A 14838-nucleotide genomic window follows, 5' to 3' on the forward strand; every position below is an offset into this window, starting at 1 on the left:
TCCGGTAACGACTCCATTAGTTTTGTCAGCAGGATATGTCTCCGATGAGCCAAGCTACGAACCAGTCTTGGGGCGGTCGCTTCAGCGAGCCCACCGATGCTTTTGTTGCACGCTTTACCGCGTCTGTGAACTTCGACCAACGCCTAGCGCGCCAGGATATTCAGGGCTCGATTGCCCATGCCACCATGCTGGCGCGGGTGGGCGTGCTCACCGAAGAAGAGCGCGACGCCATTATTAACGGCCTGACCGACATTCAGGGCGAGATTGAGCGCGGTGAGTTCCAGTGGTCGGTGCCGCTGGAAGACGTGCACATGAACATCGAAGCACGCCTGACCGATAAAATCGGCATTACTGGCAAGAAGCTACACACCGGCCGCTCGCGCAACGACCAAGTGGCCACCGACATTCGCCTGTTCATGCGCGATGAGATCGACGTGATCGAAGCGGAGCTGACCCGTCTGCGTGACGGCATGATTGAGCTTGCCGAGCGCGAAGCCGACACCATCATGCCCGGTTTTACTCACCTGCAAACGGCTCAGCCAGTCACCTTCGGCCACCACCTGCTGGCGTGGCAAGAGATGCTGGCCCGCGACCACGAGCGCCTGCTGGATTGCCGTAAGCGGGTGAACGTGATGCCGCTGGGCTCCGCGGCGCTGGCGGGCACGACCTACCCCATTGACCGCCACGTGACCGCTGAGCTGCTCGGCTTTGATCGCCCGGCAGAAAACTCGCTGGACGCCGTGTCAGATCGTGATTTTGCAATTGAATTCACCAGTTTCGCCAGCATCCTGCTTATGCACCTGTCGCGGATGAGCGAAGAGCTCGTGCTGTGGACCAGTGCGCAGTTCAACTTCATCGACCTGCCCGACCGCTTCTGCACCGGCTCCTCCATTATGCCGCAGAAAAAAAACCCCGACGTGCCTGAGCTGGTGCGCGGTAAAACCGGCCGTGTGTATGGCCATCTGATGGCGCTGCTGACGCTGATGAAGTCGCAGCCGCTGGCCTACAACAAGGATAACCAGGAAGACAAAGAGCCGCTGTTCGACGCCGTCGACACCGTGCGCGACTGTCTGAAAGCCTTTGCGGACATGGTGCCTGCCATCGAGCCGAAGAAAGAGAGCATGTACGAAGCGGCGCGGCGCGGCTTCTCCACCGCCACAGACCTGGCGGATTACCTGGTGCGTAAAGGCGTGGCCTTCCGTGATGCTCACGAGATCGTGGGTCTCTCCGTGGCCTACGGCCTGAAAACCAAGAAAGACCTCTCTGAAATGACCCTCGAAGAGCTGCAGCAGTTCTCCGATATCATTGAGCAGGACGTATTTGAAGTGCTGACGCTGGAAGGCTCGGTCGCTGCCCGTAACCACATTGGCGGCACGGCGCCTGACCAAGTGCGCGCCGCTGCAAACCGTGCGCGAGAAGCGCTGGCAGCCCTGAAAGGTGCGTCATGAAACGCAGTGCAATCATACTTAGCGCGCTGCTGATGGCCGCACTGCTGCTTGTTGGCTGTGGTCAAAAGGGGCCACTTTATCTGCCTGACGATACCAATGATTCGGCCGCCGAGCAGGAGGGGTAATGGATCACTTTAACTACCGCGATGGCGTGCTCTACGCCGAAGATGTGCCGCTAACGCAGCTGGCCGCCGAGATGGGCACGCCCTGCTATGTCTACTCAAAAGCGACCTTTGAGCGCCATTTTCGCGCCTACACCGAAGCCTTGGGTGGCCACTCGCACTTAATCTGCTACGCGGTGAAAGCCAACTCTAACCTTGCCGTGCTGGGCCTTTTGGCCCGCATGGGGGCCGGGTTTGATATTGTCTCCGTGGGTGAGCTTGAGCGGGTGCTAAAAGCGGGCGGCGCCCCCGCCAAAGTGGTGTTTTCTGGCGTGGCTAAGCAGCCCCATGAAATGGCGCGGGCGCTAGAAGTCGGCATCAAATGCTTTAACGTCGAGTCGCGCCCAGAGCTGGAGCGCCTGAATGCCGTGGCAGGTGAGCTGGGGAAAATCGCTCCGGTCTCGCTGCGCGTCAATCCTGATGTGGATGCGGGCACTCACCCTTATATCTCTACCGGCTTAAAAGATAACAAGTTTGGCATTCCGGTGGATGACGCGCTGGAGGTGTACCAACTGGCGGCCAGCCTGCCAAACCTGCGCGTGACGGGCCTGGATTGCCATATCGGCTCGCAGCTCACCGAAACCGCGCCGTTTCTAGATGCCCTGGAGCGCCTGTTGGTGCTGATGGAGCGCCTTCGCGAGCGCGGCATCGAGATCGACCATCTGGATTTAGGCGGCGGCTTAGGCGTGCCCTACCGTGACGAGAAGCCACCCCAGCCGTTCGATTACGCTAGCCAACTGCTGGCGCGCCTCTCCCGCTGGGAAGGCGGCGAAAAGCTCACGCTGCTGTTTGAGCCGGGTCGCTCTATTGCGGCCAACGCCGGGCTGATGCTCACCCGGGTAGAGTTCTTGAAACCCGGCGAGACCAAGAACTTTGCCATTGTCGATGCGGCCATGAACGACCTGATTCGTCCGGCGCTGTATCAGGCGTGGCAGGCGATTGTGCCGGTGGATACCCGCCAGCCACGTGAGAGCGCCACCTACGACGTGGTCGGCCCTGTGTGTGAAACCGGTGACTTCCTGGGTAAAGAGCGTGAGCTTGCTATCGCCGAAGGCGATCTGTTGGCGGTACGCTCCGCCGGAGCTTACGGTTTTGTGATGGCGTCGAACTACAACAGCCGCCCGCGCCCGCCAGAGGTGATGGTGGATGGCGACACGTACCACGTGGTGCGCGCTCGGGAAACGCTGGAAAGCCTGTGGGCCGGTGAGGCGCTGCTGCCGGAAGGGGCGCGCTGATGCTGCTGCACTTCACCAAAATGCACGGCCTGGGCAACGACTTCATGGTGGTGGACCTGGTCACTCAGCGGGCGCGCCTGCGGGACGAGCAGATCCGCCAACTGGCGGACCGGCGCTTTGGCATTGGCTTTGACCAACTGCTGATCGTCGAGCCGCCCCGCGACCCGGACATGGACTTTCGCTACCGTATCTATAACGCCGACGGCAGCGAAGTGGAGAACTGTGGCAACGGCGCGCGCTGCTTTGCCCGCTTTGTGCGCGACCAGCGTTTAACCCACAAGCATGAAATCCATGTGGAAACCGCCGGTGGCCCGCTGGTGCTCAATGTTCAGCACGATGGCATGGTACGGGTCGATATGGGTAGGCCGCGCTTCAACCCGGCGACGCTGCCGTTTGAAGCGCCGGGTGATCAACCGCTGCATGAGATAGATGTAGGCGGTGAAACGCTGCAGCTTGGCGTGGTCTCCATGGGCAATCCCCATGCTGTCCTCCAGGTAGAGAGCGTGGATAGCGCCCCGGTGGAGCGCTTGGGGCCGCTGTTGGAGTCGCATCCTCGGTTTCCCAAGCGGGTCAACGTCGGCTTTATGCAGGTGGTCTCGCCCAGCGAGATTCGTCTGCGGGTGTTCGAGCGTGGCAGCGGTGAAACCCTGGCCTGCGGCACCGGTGCCTGTGCGGCGGTGGCCAGTGGGATTCGTCAGGGGCTTCTGAAGAGCCCAGTGAAAGTGCACTTGCCCGGCGGGCAGCTCAGTATCGAGTGGCCTGACCCCGAAGCGTCACTCGTCATGGTGGGCCCTGCTACCCGGGTGTTTGATGGTCGGGTATCACTCAACTAATGCGAGGAGAACGGCGATGTCTCAAGCTCCTGAGCCGCGCAAAACGCTCGACCCTGACCAAGTAGCGTTTTGGCTGGCCCGTCACCCCGATTTTTTTATTGGCCGTGAAGGGCTGCTGCAGCAGCTCAAAGTGCCCCACCCGAATATCGATGGTGCTGTGTCGCTGCTGGAGCGGCTGGTGATCGACCTGCGCCAGCGAGCTGAAACGGCGGAAGGGCGGCTTGAGCATTTGCTGGAAACCGCTCGTCATAACGAGGCTCAGTACCGTCGCCTGCGGGAAACGCTGCTCAGCTTAGTTGAAGCGGAAGACCGTGATGCCCTGGCCCAAGCGCTGGCGACTCAGCTTAACGAGCGCTTTCAAACCCCGGCGATGGCCCTATGGTGTCCCGCGTCGTTAAGCGATGCAGAGTCCACGCCACCCCAGCCGCCACGCCATATTCTCGACCAGCACGCCAGCGCTCGCTTGGCGGCGCTGCTGGATGGCCGCACCAGTCGCTGCGCCAAGCTGAGCGTCAGTGATTGGAAGTGCCTACTGCCCCATACCAAAGCACCCCGTAAAGCGGGTTCCTGTGCGATTACACGCCTCTCGGCGGGGGAGCAGCTGGGTTATTTGCTGCTCGCTAGCCCCGACCCTGAATGTTACCGCGCCAGTATGGATACGCTGTTTACCGAGTACCTGGGCGATATTGTCGCGCGCCTACTGCTGCGGTTGGGGCCGGAGCCGCATGGACAGCGATAGCTTGCTGGCAGACACGGTCACTAACTACTTAGCGCAGCTAGCCACCCATGCCAGCCCGGCCACGGTGGCGGCCTATCGTCAGGATTTATCCGCCTTTTGCCAGTTTGCCGAACAGCGTGGCATCACTCAGGCCAGCGCGCTGGACACGGCGCTGGTGAGAGCCTTTCTAGGCGCCGAACGTAGCCGGGGGCTGGCGCCGAGAAGCCTAGCCCGCCGACGTGCGGCGCTATCTCGCTTTGCCGATGCGTTAGTGCAGCATCGTGTGTTGGCAGATAACCCGGTCAGCCTACTGCGCACCCCTAAGCAGCCCAGTCATCTGCCCAGACCGCTGGATGTGGATGCGCTGGCGCGCTTTCTGGACACGCCCCACGACGGCTCGCCGCTGGCGCTTCGCGACCAAGCCATGCTGGAGCTTTTCTACTCCAGCGGCCTGCGCTTAGCCGAGCTGGCGGCGCTGGATATGAGCCACTTAACGGCCAATCATGTGCGGGTGATGGGTAAGGGCAGCAAGCCCCGCCAAGTGCCGGTGGGACGACGCGCCCAGCAGGCGCTGGAAGCATGGCTCACCTGCCGGGCCAGTTTGGCGGCCAGCGCTGAAACGGCGCTGTTCGTTGGTCAGCGGGGGCAGCGGTTGGGGCATCGAGCGATCCAGAAACGCTTAGCACAGCTCTCGGTGGTGCGCGGCCTGCCCGAACATCTTCACCCCCACCGCCTGCGCCACTCTTTTGCCAGCCACCTGCTGGAATCTAGCCAGGATCTGCGGGCCGTGCAGGAGCTGCTGGGTCATGCCAATCTATCCACTACTCAAGTGTATACGCGGCTGGATTGGCAGCACTTGGCAGACAGTTACGATGCCGCCCACCCGCGCGCCAAACGCCGCCCCAGTGAGAGTTAATCATGGTCACGTTAGACGCCATCACCTTTGATTTGGACGACACCCTATGGGACAACCAGGGCGTCATGCTGAAAACCGAAGAGGGCCATTACCGCTGGCTGCTGGAAGCGCTGGCAGCATGGCGTGCTGCCCGTCAAGAGGCGCCGCTACCGTTAACGTATGATGAGGGCGTGGCGGATTACCTGAAGCGCCGCCAGCAGTGGGCAAGCCAAGTGCCTGAACGGCGAGGTGACTTTACCTGGCTAAGGCTACGAGCGTTAGAGGCCCAGTTGGAAACCAGCGGTTTGCCTCGCAGCGCTGCACTGTTATGGGCCGCCGCGGCAATGAATGAGTTCCACCGCCTGCGGGTGCAGGTCACGCCGCACCCAGAGGCAGCTGGGCTGCTATCGGCGCTTGCCGAGCGCTATCGGCTAGCGGCGATTACCAACGGCAATATTCACCTTAAGCGCCAGCCATTGGCGGCCCACTTTCCGGTAGCGATTGCCGCTGGAGAGCTGCTGGCTCCCAAGCCTGACCCCAAGCCTTTTCTCACCGCGCTGGAGCGACTGAATACCGTACCGCAGCGCGCCATGCACGTGGGCGACTCCTGGAATGAGGATGTGCTTCCCGCCCAGCAACTGGGTATGCATGCCGCCTGGGTGGCTGAATGCGGCGACCAAACGCTGCCCGAGCGGGTTCACCGTGTTGCTCATGTCAAAGAGCTACCGGAGCTGATTGAGTGGCTGGAAAAACGCGCCTAGACCACGCCTATTAACGGGCGTCTTCTGGAGTGTGCAGCCACTGGTCTAGTTTTTGGGAAAGGGTATCGACCCCGTCGCGTTTCAGCGATGAAAACAGCTGTACCGATACGAGGTCTTCCCACTCTTTTAAGCGGGAGCGCACTTTCTGCAGGGCGGCGCTGGCTGGACCACGCTTCAGTTTGTCGGCTTTGGTCAGCAGAATATGCACCGGCATCCCGCGCTGGTCAGCATAGTCGAGCATCATTTGGTCGAACTCGGTCAGCGGGTGGCGCACGTCCATAAGCAGCACTAGACCACGCAGGCTAAAACGGCCGCGCAGGTAGTCGGAAAGATGCTTTTGCCACTCAATTTTGACCGCTTCCGGCACTTTGGCGTAGCCATAGCCGGGTAGATCCACCAAGCGGCGCGACTCGTCGTTCATCACAGTGAAGAAGTTGATGAGCTGGGTGCGGCCCGGAGTGCGCGAGGTGCGCGCCAGCGCATTTTGCTGGGTTAGCGCGTTAATGGCGCTGGATTTACCGGCATTTGAGCGTCCGGCAAACGCTACTTCTGCACCGGTATCGTCAGGACACAGTGCCAGGGTTGGCGCGCTGATCATAAAACGCGCCGTGGGGTAGTTCAGCCGAGGGACTGGGCTATCATGGGGGGTAGACATGGAATTAATCCTGAAAAACAAACGTATAACACGGCCCGCTGGCCAACCCTAGTGTGAGAGAGAGCGGTACCGCGACGAATTACCCCAAAAGCAGACCTGGACTTGCATTCCCGCCGCTAGGGTGATTCGTTATAATGCAAGCGGTTTATAACTGCGACCTGGGGCGCTAGTGTACCATCGCGCTTTAGCCAGCAGCGACCAACACGACATTGTTGTTCGTTTTGGCGGAGCTGACCCTGGTAATGTGCTGAACCTGGGCAGCGCCCAGGGTGCGTACCAGTCAATAATCAAACGGCATAGTGGATTAGCAATGAGAAAGTTACTGGCAAGCCTGGCAATTACCATGGGTGCCGTTGGCACCGCCCACGCCCAAGCGGACCTTCAAGCCGACGCTGACGCAGCGGCGGGTCGCGAACTTGCGCAAACCTGTGCTGCCTGTCATGGCCAGCAGGGCATTAGCGCAGTGGGTACCTTCCCCAACCTGGCAGGGCAGCAGATGTCCTATCTGGCCAAACAGATCATGGACATTCGTGACGGCAACCGTGTCGTCCCACAGATGGCCGGTTTGGTCGCTGACTACTCAGACCAAGATGCTTGGGACGTCGCTGCCCACTTTGCAGGCCAAGAGGCTAACCTCGGTCAAACCAGTGATGAAGACGCTGAGTTGCTGGCCCGCGGTGAAGAGCTGTATCGCGCAGGCGATATGTCTAAAGGCATTCCCGCCTGTAGCGCTTGCCACACTCCCACCGGGGTAGGTATTGGTAGCGCTGTGTATCCGGCTCTTTCTGGTCAGCATGCGGAATATACCATCTCCACGCTGCAAGCATTTGCCTCGGGTGACCGCACCAATAGCCCGAACAATCTGATGGGCGATATCGCTTCCAAAATGAGCGACCGGGACATGGAAGCCGTGGCCAACTACGTGCTGGGCTTGAACTAATTTCCCTGCTGTTGGCCTCCCCATTCTGTGAAACATCCGCAGAATGGGGAACCTGTCTGACACACTAACGGTCACAGGCTCACTTTTGTTGGCCGCTTATTTGGAGAATGCTCGTTATGTTGAAAACGTTGATGGTCGCGCTTGCTGGTCTTGGCCTGTCTGCTGCGGTAAGTGCCCAGGAGCTGGTAGAAGGTCAGCACTACACGTTGCTTGAGTCGCCGGTAGCTACCCAGGTAGACGAAGATCAGATTGAAGTGACCGAAGCGTTCTGGTTTGGCTGCCCGCACTGCTACCGGCTGCAAACGCCAGTAAACGAGTGGTACGAAACCCTGGATGACGATGTCAGCATTGTCAAAATGCCAGCGACCATGGGCGGTGACTGGAACACCCATGCCACGGCCTTCTATGCGGCCAAATCGCTGGGTATTGAAGAGGAGCTGCATGCGGATTTCTTCGATGCGATTCACCAGGATGGCCGTTCACTGACCGACGCTGACAAGATTGCGGAATTCTTCTCTGATTACGGCGTTAGCGAAGAGGAAGCCAAACAGGCGCTCACCGCCTTTAGCGTACGTAGTGAGGTCAATAAGGCCAACAGCCGTATGCGTGAAATGCGCCTGATGGGGGTTCCTGCGCTGATTGTGGATGGCCGCTATGTAGTGTCACCGCAGTCGGCAGGCAGCTTGGAAAACATGCCGCAAATCGCTGACGCGTTGATCGAAAAAGTTCGCAGCGAGCGCACACAATAACGGTGCTTGAGCACGGCCACACAGGCGGACAGACACGTTCGCCTGCGTCCCCGTCCACCTCCGCGCTGGTTGAGCGTGGTCATATCCGGCTGCTAACGTTTAATTTGCAGGTGGGCATTCAAACCTCAGCCTACCACCACTATCTCACGCGGAGCTGGCAGCACGTGCTGCCTAATCCTCAGCGGCTTAAGCGTTTAGCGCTGGTAGGTAGCGTATTAGAGCAGTTTGACGTGGTGGGGCTGCAGGAGGTGGATGGTGGAAGCTTTCGCTCCAGCCGTGTGAATCAGGTGGAGTACTTAGCCGCCCAGGCCAAGTTTCCTCACTACTTCCAGCAACTTAATCGTAACCTAGGCCATTTTGCACAGCATAGTAATGGTCTACTTTCACGTTTAACCCCTAGCCATATTGAAGAGCACCGGCTACCTGGAATGTTGCCTGGACGCGGCGCTATTCACGTGCGCTACGGCGAAGGCCCTGATGCCCTGCATATTTTTGTGGCGCATTTGGCACTTAGCCACCGTGGCCGTGTGCGCCAGCTCAATTATTTAAGCGATATTATTGAGCCGTTGCGCCATGTGGTGGTGATGGGTGATTTAAATTGTACGCCTGAGCAGCTCCATGCTCACGAGCGGTTTAGTACGTCATTGCCGCTATACCCGGTCAAGCCGCTGCTTAGCTATCCGTCGTGGCAGCCGCGTCGCGCGTTGGACCATATTCTACTCTCGCAAACCCTTGAAGCGGCCGATGTGCGCGTGCTGGATCACCTGTTCTCTGACCACCTGCCGATTGCGGTTGATTTGCCGCTGCCAGCGGCGTGTCTCGCGGCGATTCAACCAAGCGTTTAACAATAAGCTCGCAGAACGCTTGTCGGGCGCTGCATTGTCTGCGTATATGCGCTATTGTCTGGGGCGCTGACCCCCCCTTAGTCGTTTTACGCGAGACACTTCCATGTCGGACACAACACAACTACCTGCGTTTATCGGTGCGCTGGACCGCGCTTCGGAGTGGTTCGGGCGTACCCTTGCGTGGCTGATCATCATTATGATGCTGATTCAGTTCGCGATTGTACTGCTTCGTTATATGTTCAGTGTGAATAGCATTTTTATGCAAGAGCTGGTGATGTACATGCACGCCAGCGTCTTCATGCTCGCTGCTGCTTACACCTTTCGCCACGATGGCCACGTGCGCGTCGATATTTTTTATCGAGGCATGACACCCCGCCGACAAGCACTCGTAAATATCCTGGGCATCCTCCTGCTCATGATTCCGGTGATGGTGTTTGTCATCGCGTCAAGCTATGGCTACGTCGCTAACTCCTGGCGCATCATGGAAACCTCCTCAGATTACGGTGGCATCCCCGCTGTATACGCACTGAAAACGCTCATTCCAGTTTTTGCCTTATTGATGATTATTCAAGGCCTGATTGAACTAGTGCGCAATGGCTATATCTTCACCGGGCGGATAACGCCGCCAGCCGCCGATGAAAATCACCTTGAGGAGCGTGTTTGATGCTCGAATTTATGCCGCTTATTCTGTTTGCCGCCATCTGTATCGTGTTGATGTTCGGCTTTCCTGTGGCGCTTTCGCTAGCGGGAACCGCGTTGCTGTTTGCTGGCATTGGGCTAGGCCTGGAAGCCGTTGGTATTGATGCCAATTTTGATAGTGGCTACCTTGCCGCCCTGCCGAACCGGCTCTACGGCATTATGACCAACCAGACACTCCTGGCGGTGCCGCTGTTTGTGTTAATGGGCGTGCTGCTAGAGAAGTCAAAAGTGGCCGAAACGCTGCTGGATGCCATGGCGCTGCTGTTTGGCTCCATGCGCGGTGGCTTAGGTATTTCGGTCACGCTGGTGGGTATGTTGATGGCCGCCTCCACGGGCATCGTGGGTGCCACCGTGGTGACCATGGGCCTGATGTCACTGCCCACCATGCTTAAGCGTGGCTACAGCACCTCTCTTGCCACCGGTACCATCTGCGCCACCGGCACGCTTGGGCAGATTATTCCGCCTTCCATTGCCCTGGTACTGCTGGGCGACGTGCTCTCTTCTGCATATCAGCAAGCACAGCTGGATATGGGGATCTTCAGCCCGAAAACGGTCTCGGTTGGCGATCTGTTTATGGGCGCGCTGGTGCCAGGCCTGATTCTCGTCGTCATGTACATGATCTACGTGGGTTTGGTGGCGTTTTTCCGCCCCAGCATGGCGCCCGCGGCTGACCGCGAAGAGCTGATGGCAGAGCTTGGCCACACCTCGGGGTTAGGCATCCTGTTGCTCAAAGGCTTGGTGCCGCCGGTGGTGCTGATTGTGGCGGTACTGGGTTCTATCCTGAGTGGCTTTGCGACACCCTCCGAAGCCTCGGCCGTGGGTGCCTTTGGTGCGCTGGTGCTGGCGTTGGCCTATCGCCAGTTGGACTGGGCCACCCTGAAAGAGGTGCTGCGCTCTACCACCCATGTAACCACCATGGTGTTTCTGATTCTGATCGGTGCGGCGCTATTTTCGTTAGTGTTCCGTGCCTACGGCGGTGAACACATGGTCACCGAGCTGTTTGAAGGCATGCCGGGGGGCGTGGTCGGGGCGACGATCATTGTCATGCTGGTAATCTTCCTGCTGGGCTTTATCCTCGACTTTATCGAAATCACCTTTGTGGTGGTGCCGATCGTCGGGCCGATTCTGCTGGCCATGGGGTTAGATCCGATCTGGCTGGGTATCATGATCGCCATTAACCTGCAGACTTCGTTCCTAACCCCGCCGTTCGGCTTCGCACTGTTTTATCTGCGCGGCGTGGCACCGCCATCGGTGCCTACCTCGGCGATTTATCGCGGTGTGGTGCCATTTATCTTGATGCAGTTAGGCATGCTGTTGCTGCTAACGTTTTTCCCGCAGCTGGCAACATGGCTCCCGACCCAGTTCTAATGTGTTCTGAGTTGAAAAATAACCCTGCTATCAACGCAAGGGAGTGGCAACCTTAACCAAAAGCAGCCAAGCTGCAGACACATAATGGCTTGCAACAACCCGCCTGGCGGCAAGCGTCAGGTGGGTATTCCCTACCCATAACAGCAATAAAATAAGCAAGAGGGTTCACGCATGAAAGCCAAAGCACTGCCTGTCGCCATTGCCATGACGACTGCTCTTTCTGCCAGCCTGCTGGTGGTTTCAAGCTTCGATAACCAAGCTCAGGCGCAAGAGACTTTCCGCTGGAAAATGGTCACTTCCTGGCCGAAAAACTTCCCCGGTGTGGGCCAAGGCCCTGAGCGGCTTTCCCAGCTGGTCGAAGAGATGTCAGACGGTCGTTTAACCATCGAAGTATTTGGTGCAGGCCAGCTAGTGCCTGGGTTTGAAGTGTTCGATGCGGTGGCAGACGGCACCGCTGAGCTGGGCCACTCCGCCTCCTATTACTGGAAGGGTAAAGCGCCAGCGGCCCAGTTCTTTGCCGCCGTACCGTTCGGTATGAACGCCCAGGAAATGAACGCATGGCTCAGCTACGGCGGTGGTATGGAGCTGTGGAACGAGCTATACGATGAGTTCGGGGTCGATGTACTGGCAGCTGGTTCTTCCGGTGTACAGATGGGCGGCTGGTACAACAAAGAGATCAACTCGGTCGCTGACCTTGACGGCTTGAAGATGCGTATGCCGGGCCTTGGTGGTGAAGTCATGAGCCGTATGGGCGTGGCGATTGTGAACATGCCGGGCGGCGAGATCTTTACATCGCTGCAGTCGGGGGCGATTGATGCTACTGAGTGGATCGGCCCCTACAACGACTTAGCCTTTGGTCTGCACCAGGCAGCCGATTATTACTATTACCCTGGCTGGCATGAGCCGACGGTGATGTTTGAGGCCATCATCAATGAAGAGGCCTGGGCAGAGCTACCCGCTGACTTACAGGCAATTCTGCGTACTGCGATCAGTGATGTGAACCAAAGTGTCTTGGATGAGTATACCGCTCGCAACAACGATGCGCTGGAAACCTTGGTGAATGAGCATAACGTTGAGCTGCGTCGCATTCCTGACGACGTGTTAGCCCAAGCCCGCGAACACTCAGCTGAGGTAGTGGGTGAACTGGCCGCCTCCAGCGAGCTAGCGACCCGGATCTACGACTCTTACCGCGCCTTCCAGGATAAAGTAGAAGATTACCACGCGATTTCCGAGCAGGCGTACTACAACGCCCGTAACCCGGAAGGTGACACCTCGCAGTAACAGGTGTAGCGCAGTACCCTTACCATGGCCGCCTTCGGGCGGCCATTTTGTTATAGGCAGGCTAGGGTTGCGATTAAAGCAGCGTAAGCGCCACCGCTTGGGTATCCTAAGGCAGATACTGTTCTGTCTCGTAAGGAGCGCTATGTCTACCGAATCCCGCCTTCGTAATGTGCTCACCATTGCAGGCTCCGACCCTTCCGGTGGTGCTGGGCTGCAGGGCGATTTAAAGACGTTTTCTGCCCTGGGTGTGTATGGCACAAATGTCATCACTGCGGTGATTGCCCAGAACACCTGTGGCGTGGCCTCGGTGTATCCGGTTTCCCCTCAGGCAATTCGTGAGCAGCTTGAACATCTGTTGAGCGATGTGGCCATTGATGCCGTGAAAATAGGCATGGTAGCCAGCCGCGATGTGGCCGAAGTGATTGCCGATGTACTGCGCCAGCAGCGGCCGCGTTGGATCGTGCTCGACCCGGTGATGGTGGCGAAGAGCGGTGACATCCTGGTGGATGACGCGGGTATTCGCGCCGTAAAAGAGATTTTAGTGCCGTTAGCGGATGTGATTACTCCTAACCTGCCGGAAGCCGCCGTGCTGCTCGATTCCCCATCGCCCGCCAGCCTGGACGAGATGGAAGCACTGCTGCCCAAGCTGGTGGGGCTAGGCGCGCCCTATGTGGTGCTGAAAGGCGGCCACTTACGGGGTGATACCTGCCCGGATCTGCTGGCGACCCCTAACGGTCATCAGTGGCTGCCCGCCTCACGCATTGCCACTGAGAACCTTCATGGCACGGGCTGCGCGCTCTCATCAGCCATTACGGCTTGCCTAGCCAAGTTGCCGGAAGATGCTAGCGCAGAGGCCCCAGAGCAGGCTATTACGGAGGCAAAGCAGTGGCTTCATCATGCTCTGGCCGCTAGCCATCGCTTAAGTGTTGGCAAAGGGCGTGGCCCGGTGCATCACTTTCATGCCTGGTGGTAAATCCATCGCTGACGTGTTGAGGGTGCAGAGTCTCCTTGCGGGATAGGCCAACGGGCACCATGCTGAAGGGTGTCCGTTTGTTTGCCTACTAGGCTGAGCTGTTCGGCCAAGGAGCTGCCCATGTCCCGCACGCTGCTGTTTGCCACCGACCTCTCCCAGGAAAACCGCGCGGCCTTTGCCCGCGCGCTGCGCTTAGCCCACCAGCAGGGCGCGCAGCTTGATACCCTTCACGTGCTTGACCCTTACCTTCCGCATCGCATGCTCCATGACCTGGAACTCGCGGTAAACGACGATATTAGCGCGATGCTCACCGACCTGCGCGAAGATTACGCCTTGGAACTGCCATCGCTGATGATTCAAACGGTGGTTGGGGAGCCTCATGTAGAAATCGTGAGGGAAGCCCACGAGCGTCAGGCGTCGCTCATCGTGCTGGGTATGCACCGCAAACGTGGTCAAAAAGACCTGCTTTACGGCACCACCATGATGCGTATTTTGCGTAGCGCGCCGTGCCCCGTGGTGGTGGCGTCTTACCTGCCTACTCAGCCGTGGCAACATATTGTGGTGCCTATCGACTTCTCGCTGACGGCTCGGCAGACCCTGAAAGAAGCGCTGATTCGCTTTCCTGAGGCCAAGCTAACGCTTCTACACGCCTGGAGCCTGCCCGGCGAATTGGAGCTGGGGAGTCAAGCGTTCTACGCCCAGTGGCGTGACCACGAGGTCAGTCGCCTGCGGGAGGCGCTGGATAACGAAGTCGAAAGCCTGCTGCGGGAGTTAGATGGCGTGCCGGACATTGAGCTTGCGCTAGAGCCGGGCCAGCCCTGCGATGTGCTGCATGACTATGTTAAACGGCACTCGCCAGATTTGGTCATGTTAGGCAGCCGCAGTCGACCACACCAACCTAATCCGCTAACCGAAATGCTGCTCAGTGAGCCCCACTGCGATGTGATCCTCTGTCGGCCTTGGTAAAGGCTTTGTGGCGGCTCAATGACTCCTCAATCGAGTGGTTGTATGGAACCTTTATGAGTTGGTTGTGTGTGTATAGCTATGCATAGTGTTACCCAAACCAACAAAGGAGATGGTCACCGTGCAACGACCAACAAAGAGTACGCTATGGCTAGCCGCGTTACTGGGCGCTACGCTCGTCACGACCAGTGCCGCCGCTAGCAGCTGCGTCTCGCGCTCAATGGCGAAACGCTCTATGAAGATAGCAGCGCCGAGTTTGCCAGGCTGAAATTGAACTCGCTTGGGTCAGCACTCACCTGCGTTTACACTCTGCC

The 14838-nt window shown here is 58.5% G+C and carries 16 protein-coding genes; 15 read left to right on the plus strand and 1 reads right to left on the minus strand.

The window, feature by feature from the left end:
* Positions 1-44: 44 nt before the first annotated feature.
* The 7 genes from argH to AC13CY_RS09520 are packed head-to-tail and all read left to right on the plus strand — an operon-like array spanning position 45 to position 6051.
* Positions 45-1448 carry an argininosuccinate lyase gene (gene argH, locus AC13CY_RS09490; RefSeq protein WP_273423693.1) on the plus strand — a complete coding sequence of 468 codons (1404 nt, stop codon included), beginning with the start codon at positions 45-47 and terminating at the stop codon, positions 1446-1448.
* Positions 1445-1573: an LPS translocon maturation chaperone LptM gene (gene lptM / locus AC13CY_RS09495; protein WP_082051459.1), complete on the plus strand. Its 129-nt coding sequence runs from the start codon at positions 1445-1447 to the stop codon at positions 1571-1573. Before argH ends, lptM begins: the two co-directional genes overlap by 4 nt.
* Positions 1573-2844, plus strand: coding sequence for a diaminopimelate decarboxylase (gene lysA / locus AC13CY_RS09500; protein ID WP_288102301.1), 1272 nt, complete (start codon positions 1573-1575; stop codon positions 2842-2844). The genes lptM and lysA overlap by 1 nt, the downstream gene beginning before the upstream one ends.
* Positions 2844-3677: a diaminopimelate epimerase gene (gene dapF / locus AC13CY_RS09505; RefSeq protein WP_044629844.1), complete on the plus strand. Its 834-nt coding sequence runs from the start codon at positions 2844-2846 to the stop codon at positions 3675-3677. Before lysA ends, dapF begins: the two co-directional genes overlap by 1 nt.
* Before the next feature lie 16 nt (positions 3678-3693).
* On the plus strand, positions 3694-4416 hold the full coding sequence (locus tag AC13CY_RS09510) for a DUF484 family protein (protein ID WP_044629845.1): 723 nt from the start codon (positions 3694-3696) through the stop codon (positions 4414-4416).
* Positions 4403-5311 carry a tyrosine recombinase XerC gene (locus tag AC13CY_RS09515; protein ID WP_483052487.1) on the plus strand — a complete coding sequence of 303 codons (909 nt, stop codon included), beginning with the start codon at positions 4403-4405 and terminating at the stop codon, positions 5309-5311. The genes AC13CY_RS09510 and AC13CY_RS09515 overlap by 14 nt, the downstream gene beginning before the upstream one ends.
* Positions 5312-5313: 2 nt before the next feature.
* A complete protein-coding gene (locus tag AC13CY_RS09520) occupies positions 5314-6051 on the plus strand; it encodes an HAD family hydrolase (RefSeq protein WP_054644908.1) in 738 nt (245 codons plus the stop codon).
* 10 nt (positions 6052-6061) lie between these two features.
* Here AC13CY_RS09520 and yihA read toward each other — a convergent pair whose 3' ends face one another.
* Positions 6062-6706 (minus strand): ribosome biogenesis GTP-binding protein YihA/YsxC, encoded by a 645-nt coding sequence (gene yihA / locus AC13CY_RS09525; protein WP_044629848.1) that lies wholly within the window; start codon positions 6704-6706, stop codon positions 6062-6064.
* A gap of 310 nt (positions 6707-7016) precedes the next feature.
* On the opposite strand from yihA, the gene AC13CY_RS09530 reads away from it, so the two are divergent.
* From AC13CY_RS09530 to AC13CY_RS09565, 8 genes are all read left to right on the plus strand, one after another.
* A complete protein-coding gene (locus AC13CY_RS09530; RefSeq protein WP_172515104.1) occupies positions 7017-7646 on the plus strand; it encodes a c-type cytochrome in 630 nt (209 codons plus the stop codon).
* A 116-nt stretch (positions 7647-7762) separates the two neighbouring features.
* Positions 7763-8395 (plus strand): thiol:disulfide interchange protein DsbA/DsbL, encoded by a 633-nt coding sequence (locus AC13CY_RS09535; RefSeq protein ID WP_044629850.1) that lies wholly within the window; start codon positions 7763-7765, stop codon positions 8393-8395.
* A gap of 2 nt (positions 8396-8397) precedes the next feature.
* Positions 8398-9240, plus strand: coding sequence for an endonuclease/exonuclease/phosphatase family protein (locus AC13CY_RS09540; protein ID WP_044629851.1), 843 nt, complete (start codon positions 8398-8400; stop codon positions 9238-9240).
* A gap of 103 nt (positions 9241-9343) precedes the next feature.
* Positions 9344-9904, plus strand: a complete 561-nt coding sequence (locus AC13CY_RS09545; RefSeq protein ID WP_044629852.1) for a TRAP transporter small permease subunit — start codon at positions 9344-9346, stop codon at positions 9902-9904.
* Entirely contained in the window at positions 9904-11307 is a 1404-nt protein-coding gene (locus AC13CY_RS09550; protein ID WP_044629853.1) for a TRAP transporter large permease, read from the plus strand. Before AC13CY_RS09545 ends, AC13CY_RS09550 begins: the two co-directional genes overlap by 1 nt.
* A gap of 171 nt (positions 11308-11478) precedes the next feature.
* Positions 11479-12588 carry a TRAP transporter substrate-binding protein gene (locus tag AC13CY_RS09555; protein ID WP_044629854.1) on the plus strand — a complete coding sequence of 370 codons (1110 nt, stop codon included), beginning with the start codon at positions 11479-11481 and terminating at the stop codon, positions 12586-12588.
* Between the two features lie 142 nt (positions 12589-12730).
* A complete protein-coding gene (gene thiD, locus AC13CY_RS09560; protein WP_089675430.1) occupies positions 12731-13561 on the plus strand; it encodes a bifunctional hydroxymethylpyrimidine kinase/phosphomethylpyrimidine kinase in 831 nt (276 codons plus the stop codon).
* 120 nt (positions 13562-13681) lie between these two features.
* Entirely contained in the window at positions 13682-14527 is an 846-nt protein-coding gene (locus tag AC13CY_RS09565; protein ID WP_474354296.1) for a universal stress protein, read from the plus strand.
* Positions 14528-14838 lie beyond the last annotated feature (311 nt).

The organism is Vreelandella sp. L-15, assembly GCF_056857635.1.

What these genes read in the sequence shown, in the direction of transcription:
- argH (WP_273423693.1), top strand. Translation starts at nt 45, where the DNA reads ATGAGCCAAGCTACGAACCAGTCTTGGGGCGGTCGCTTCAGCGAGCCC.
- lptM (WP_082051459.1), top strand. Translation starts at nt 1,445, where the DNA reads ATGAAACGCAGTGCAATCATACTTAGCGCGCTGCTGATGGCCGCACTG.
- lysA (WP_288102301.1), top strand. Translation starts at nt 1,573, where the DNA reads ATGGATCACTTTAACTACCGCGATGGCGTGCTCTACGCCGAAGATGTG.
- dapF (WP_044629844.1), top strand. Translation starts at nt 2,844, where the DNA reads ATGCTGCTGCACTTCACCAAAATGCACGGCCTGGGCAACGACTTCATG.
- AC13CY_RS09510 (WP_044629845.1), top strand. Translation starts at nt 3,694, where the DNA reads ATGTCTCAAGCTCCTGAGCCGCGCAAAACGCTCGACCCTGACCAAGTA.
- AC13CY_RS09515 (WP_483052487.1), top strand. Translation starts at nt 4,403, where the DNA reads ATGGACAGCGATAGCTTGCTGGCAGACACGGTCACTAACTACTTAGCG.
- AC13CY_RS09520 (WP_054644908.1), top strand. Translation starts at nt 5,314, where the DNA reads ATGGTCACGTTAGACGCCATCACCTTTGATTTGGACGACACCCTATGG.
- yihA (WP_044629848.1), bottom strand. Translation starts at nt 6,706, where the DNA reads ATGTCTACCCCCCATGATAGCCCAGTCCCTCGGCTGAACTACCCCACG.
- AC13CY_RS09530 (WP_172515104.1), top strand. Translation starts at nt 7,017, where the DNA reads ATGAGAAAGTTACTGGCAAGCCTGGCAATTACCATGGGTGCCGTTGGC.
- AC13CY_RS09535 (WP_044629850.1), top strand. Translation starts at nt 7,763, where the DNA reads ATGTTGAAAACGTTGATGGTCGCGCTTGCTGGTCTTGGCCTGTCTGCT.
- AC13CY_RS09545 (WP_044629852.1), top strand. Translation starts at nt 9,344, where the DNA reads ATGTCGGACACAACACAACTACCTGCGTTTATCGGTGCGCTGGACCGC.
- AC13CY_RS09550 (WP_044629853.1), top strand. Translation starts at nt 9,904, where the DNA reads ATGCTCGAATTTATGCCGCTTATTCTGTTTGCCGCCATCTGTATCGTG.
- AC13CY_RS09555 (WP_044629854.1), top strand. Translation starts at nt 11,479, where the DNA reads ATGAAAGCCAAAGCACTGCCTGTCGCCATTGCCATGACGACTGCTCTT.
- thiD (WP_089675430.1), top strand. Translation starts at nt 12,731, where the DNA reads ATGTCTACCGAATCCCGCCTTCGTAATGTGCTCACCATTGCAGGCTCC.
- AC13CY_RS09565 (WP_474354296.1), top strand. Translation starts at nt 13,682, where the DNA reads ATGTCCCGCACGCTGCTGTTTGCCACCGACCTCTCCCAGGAAAACCGC.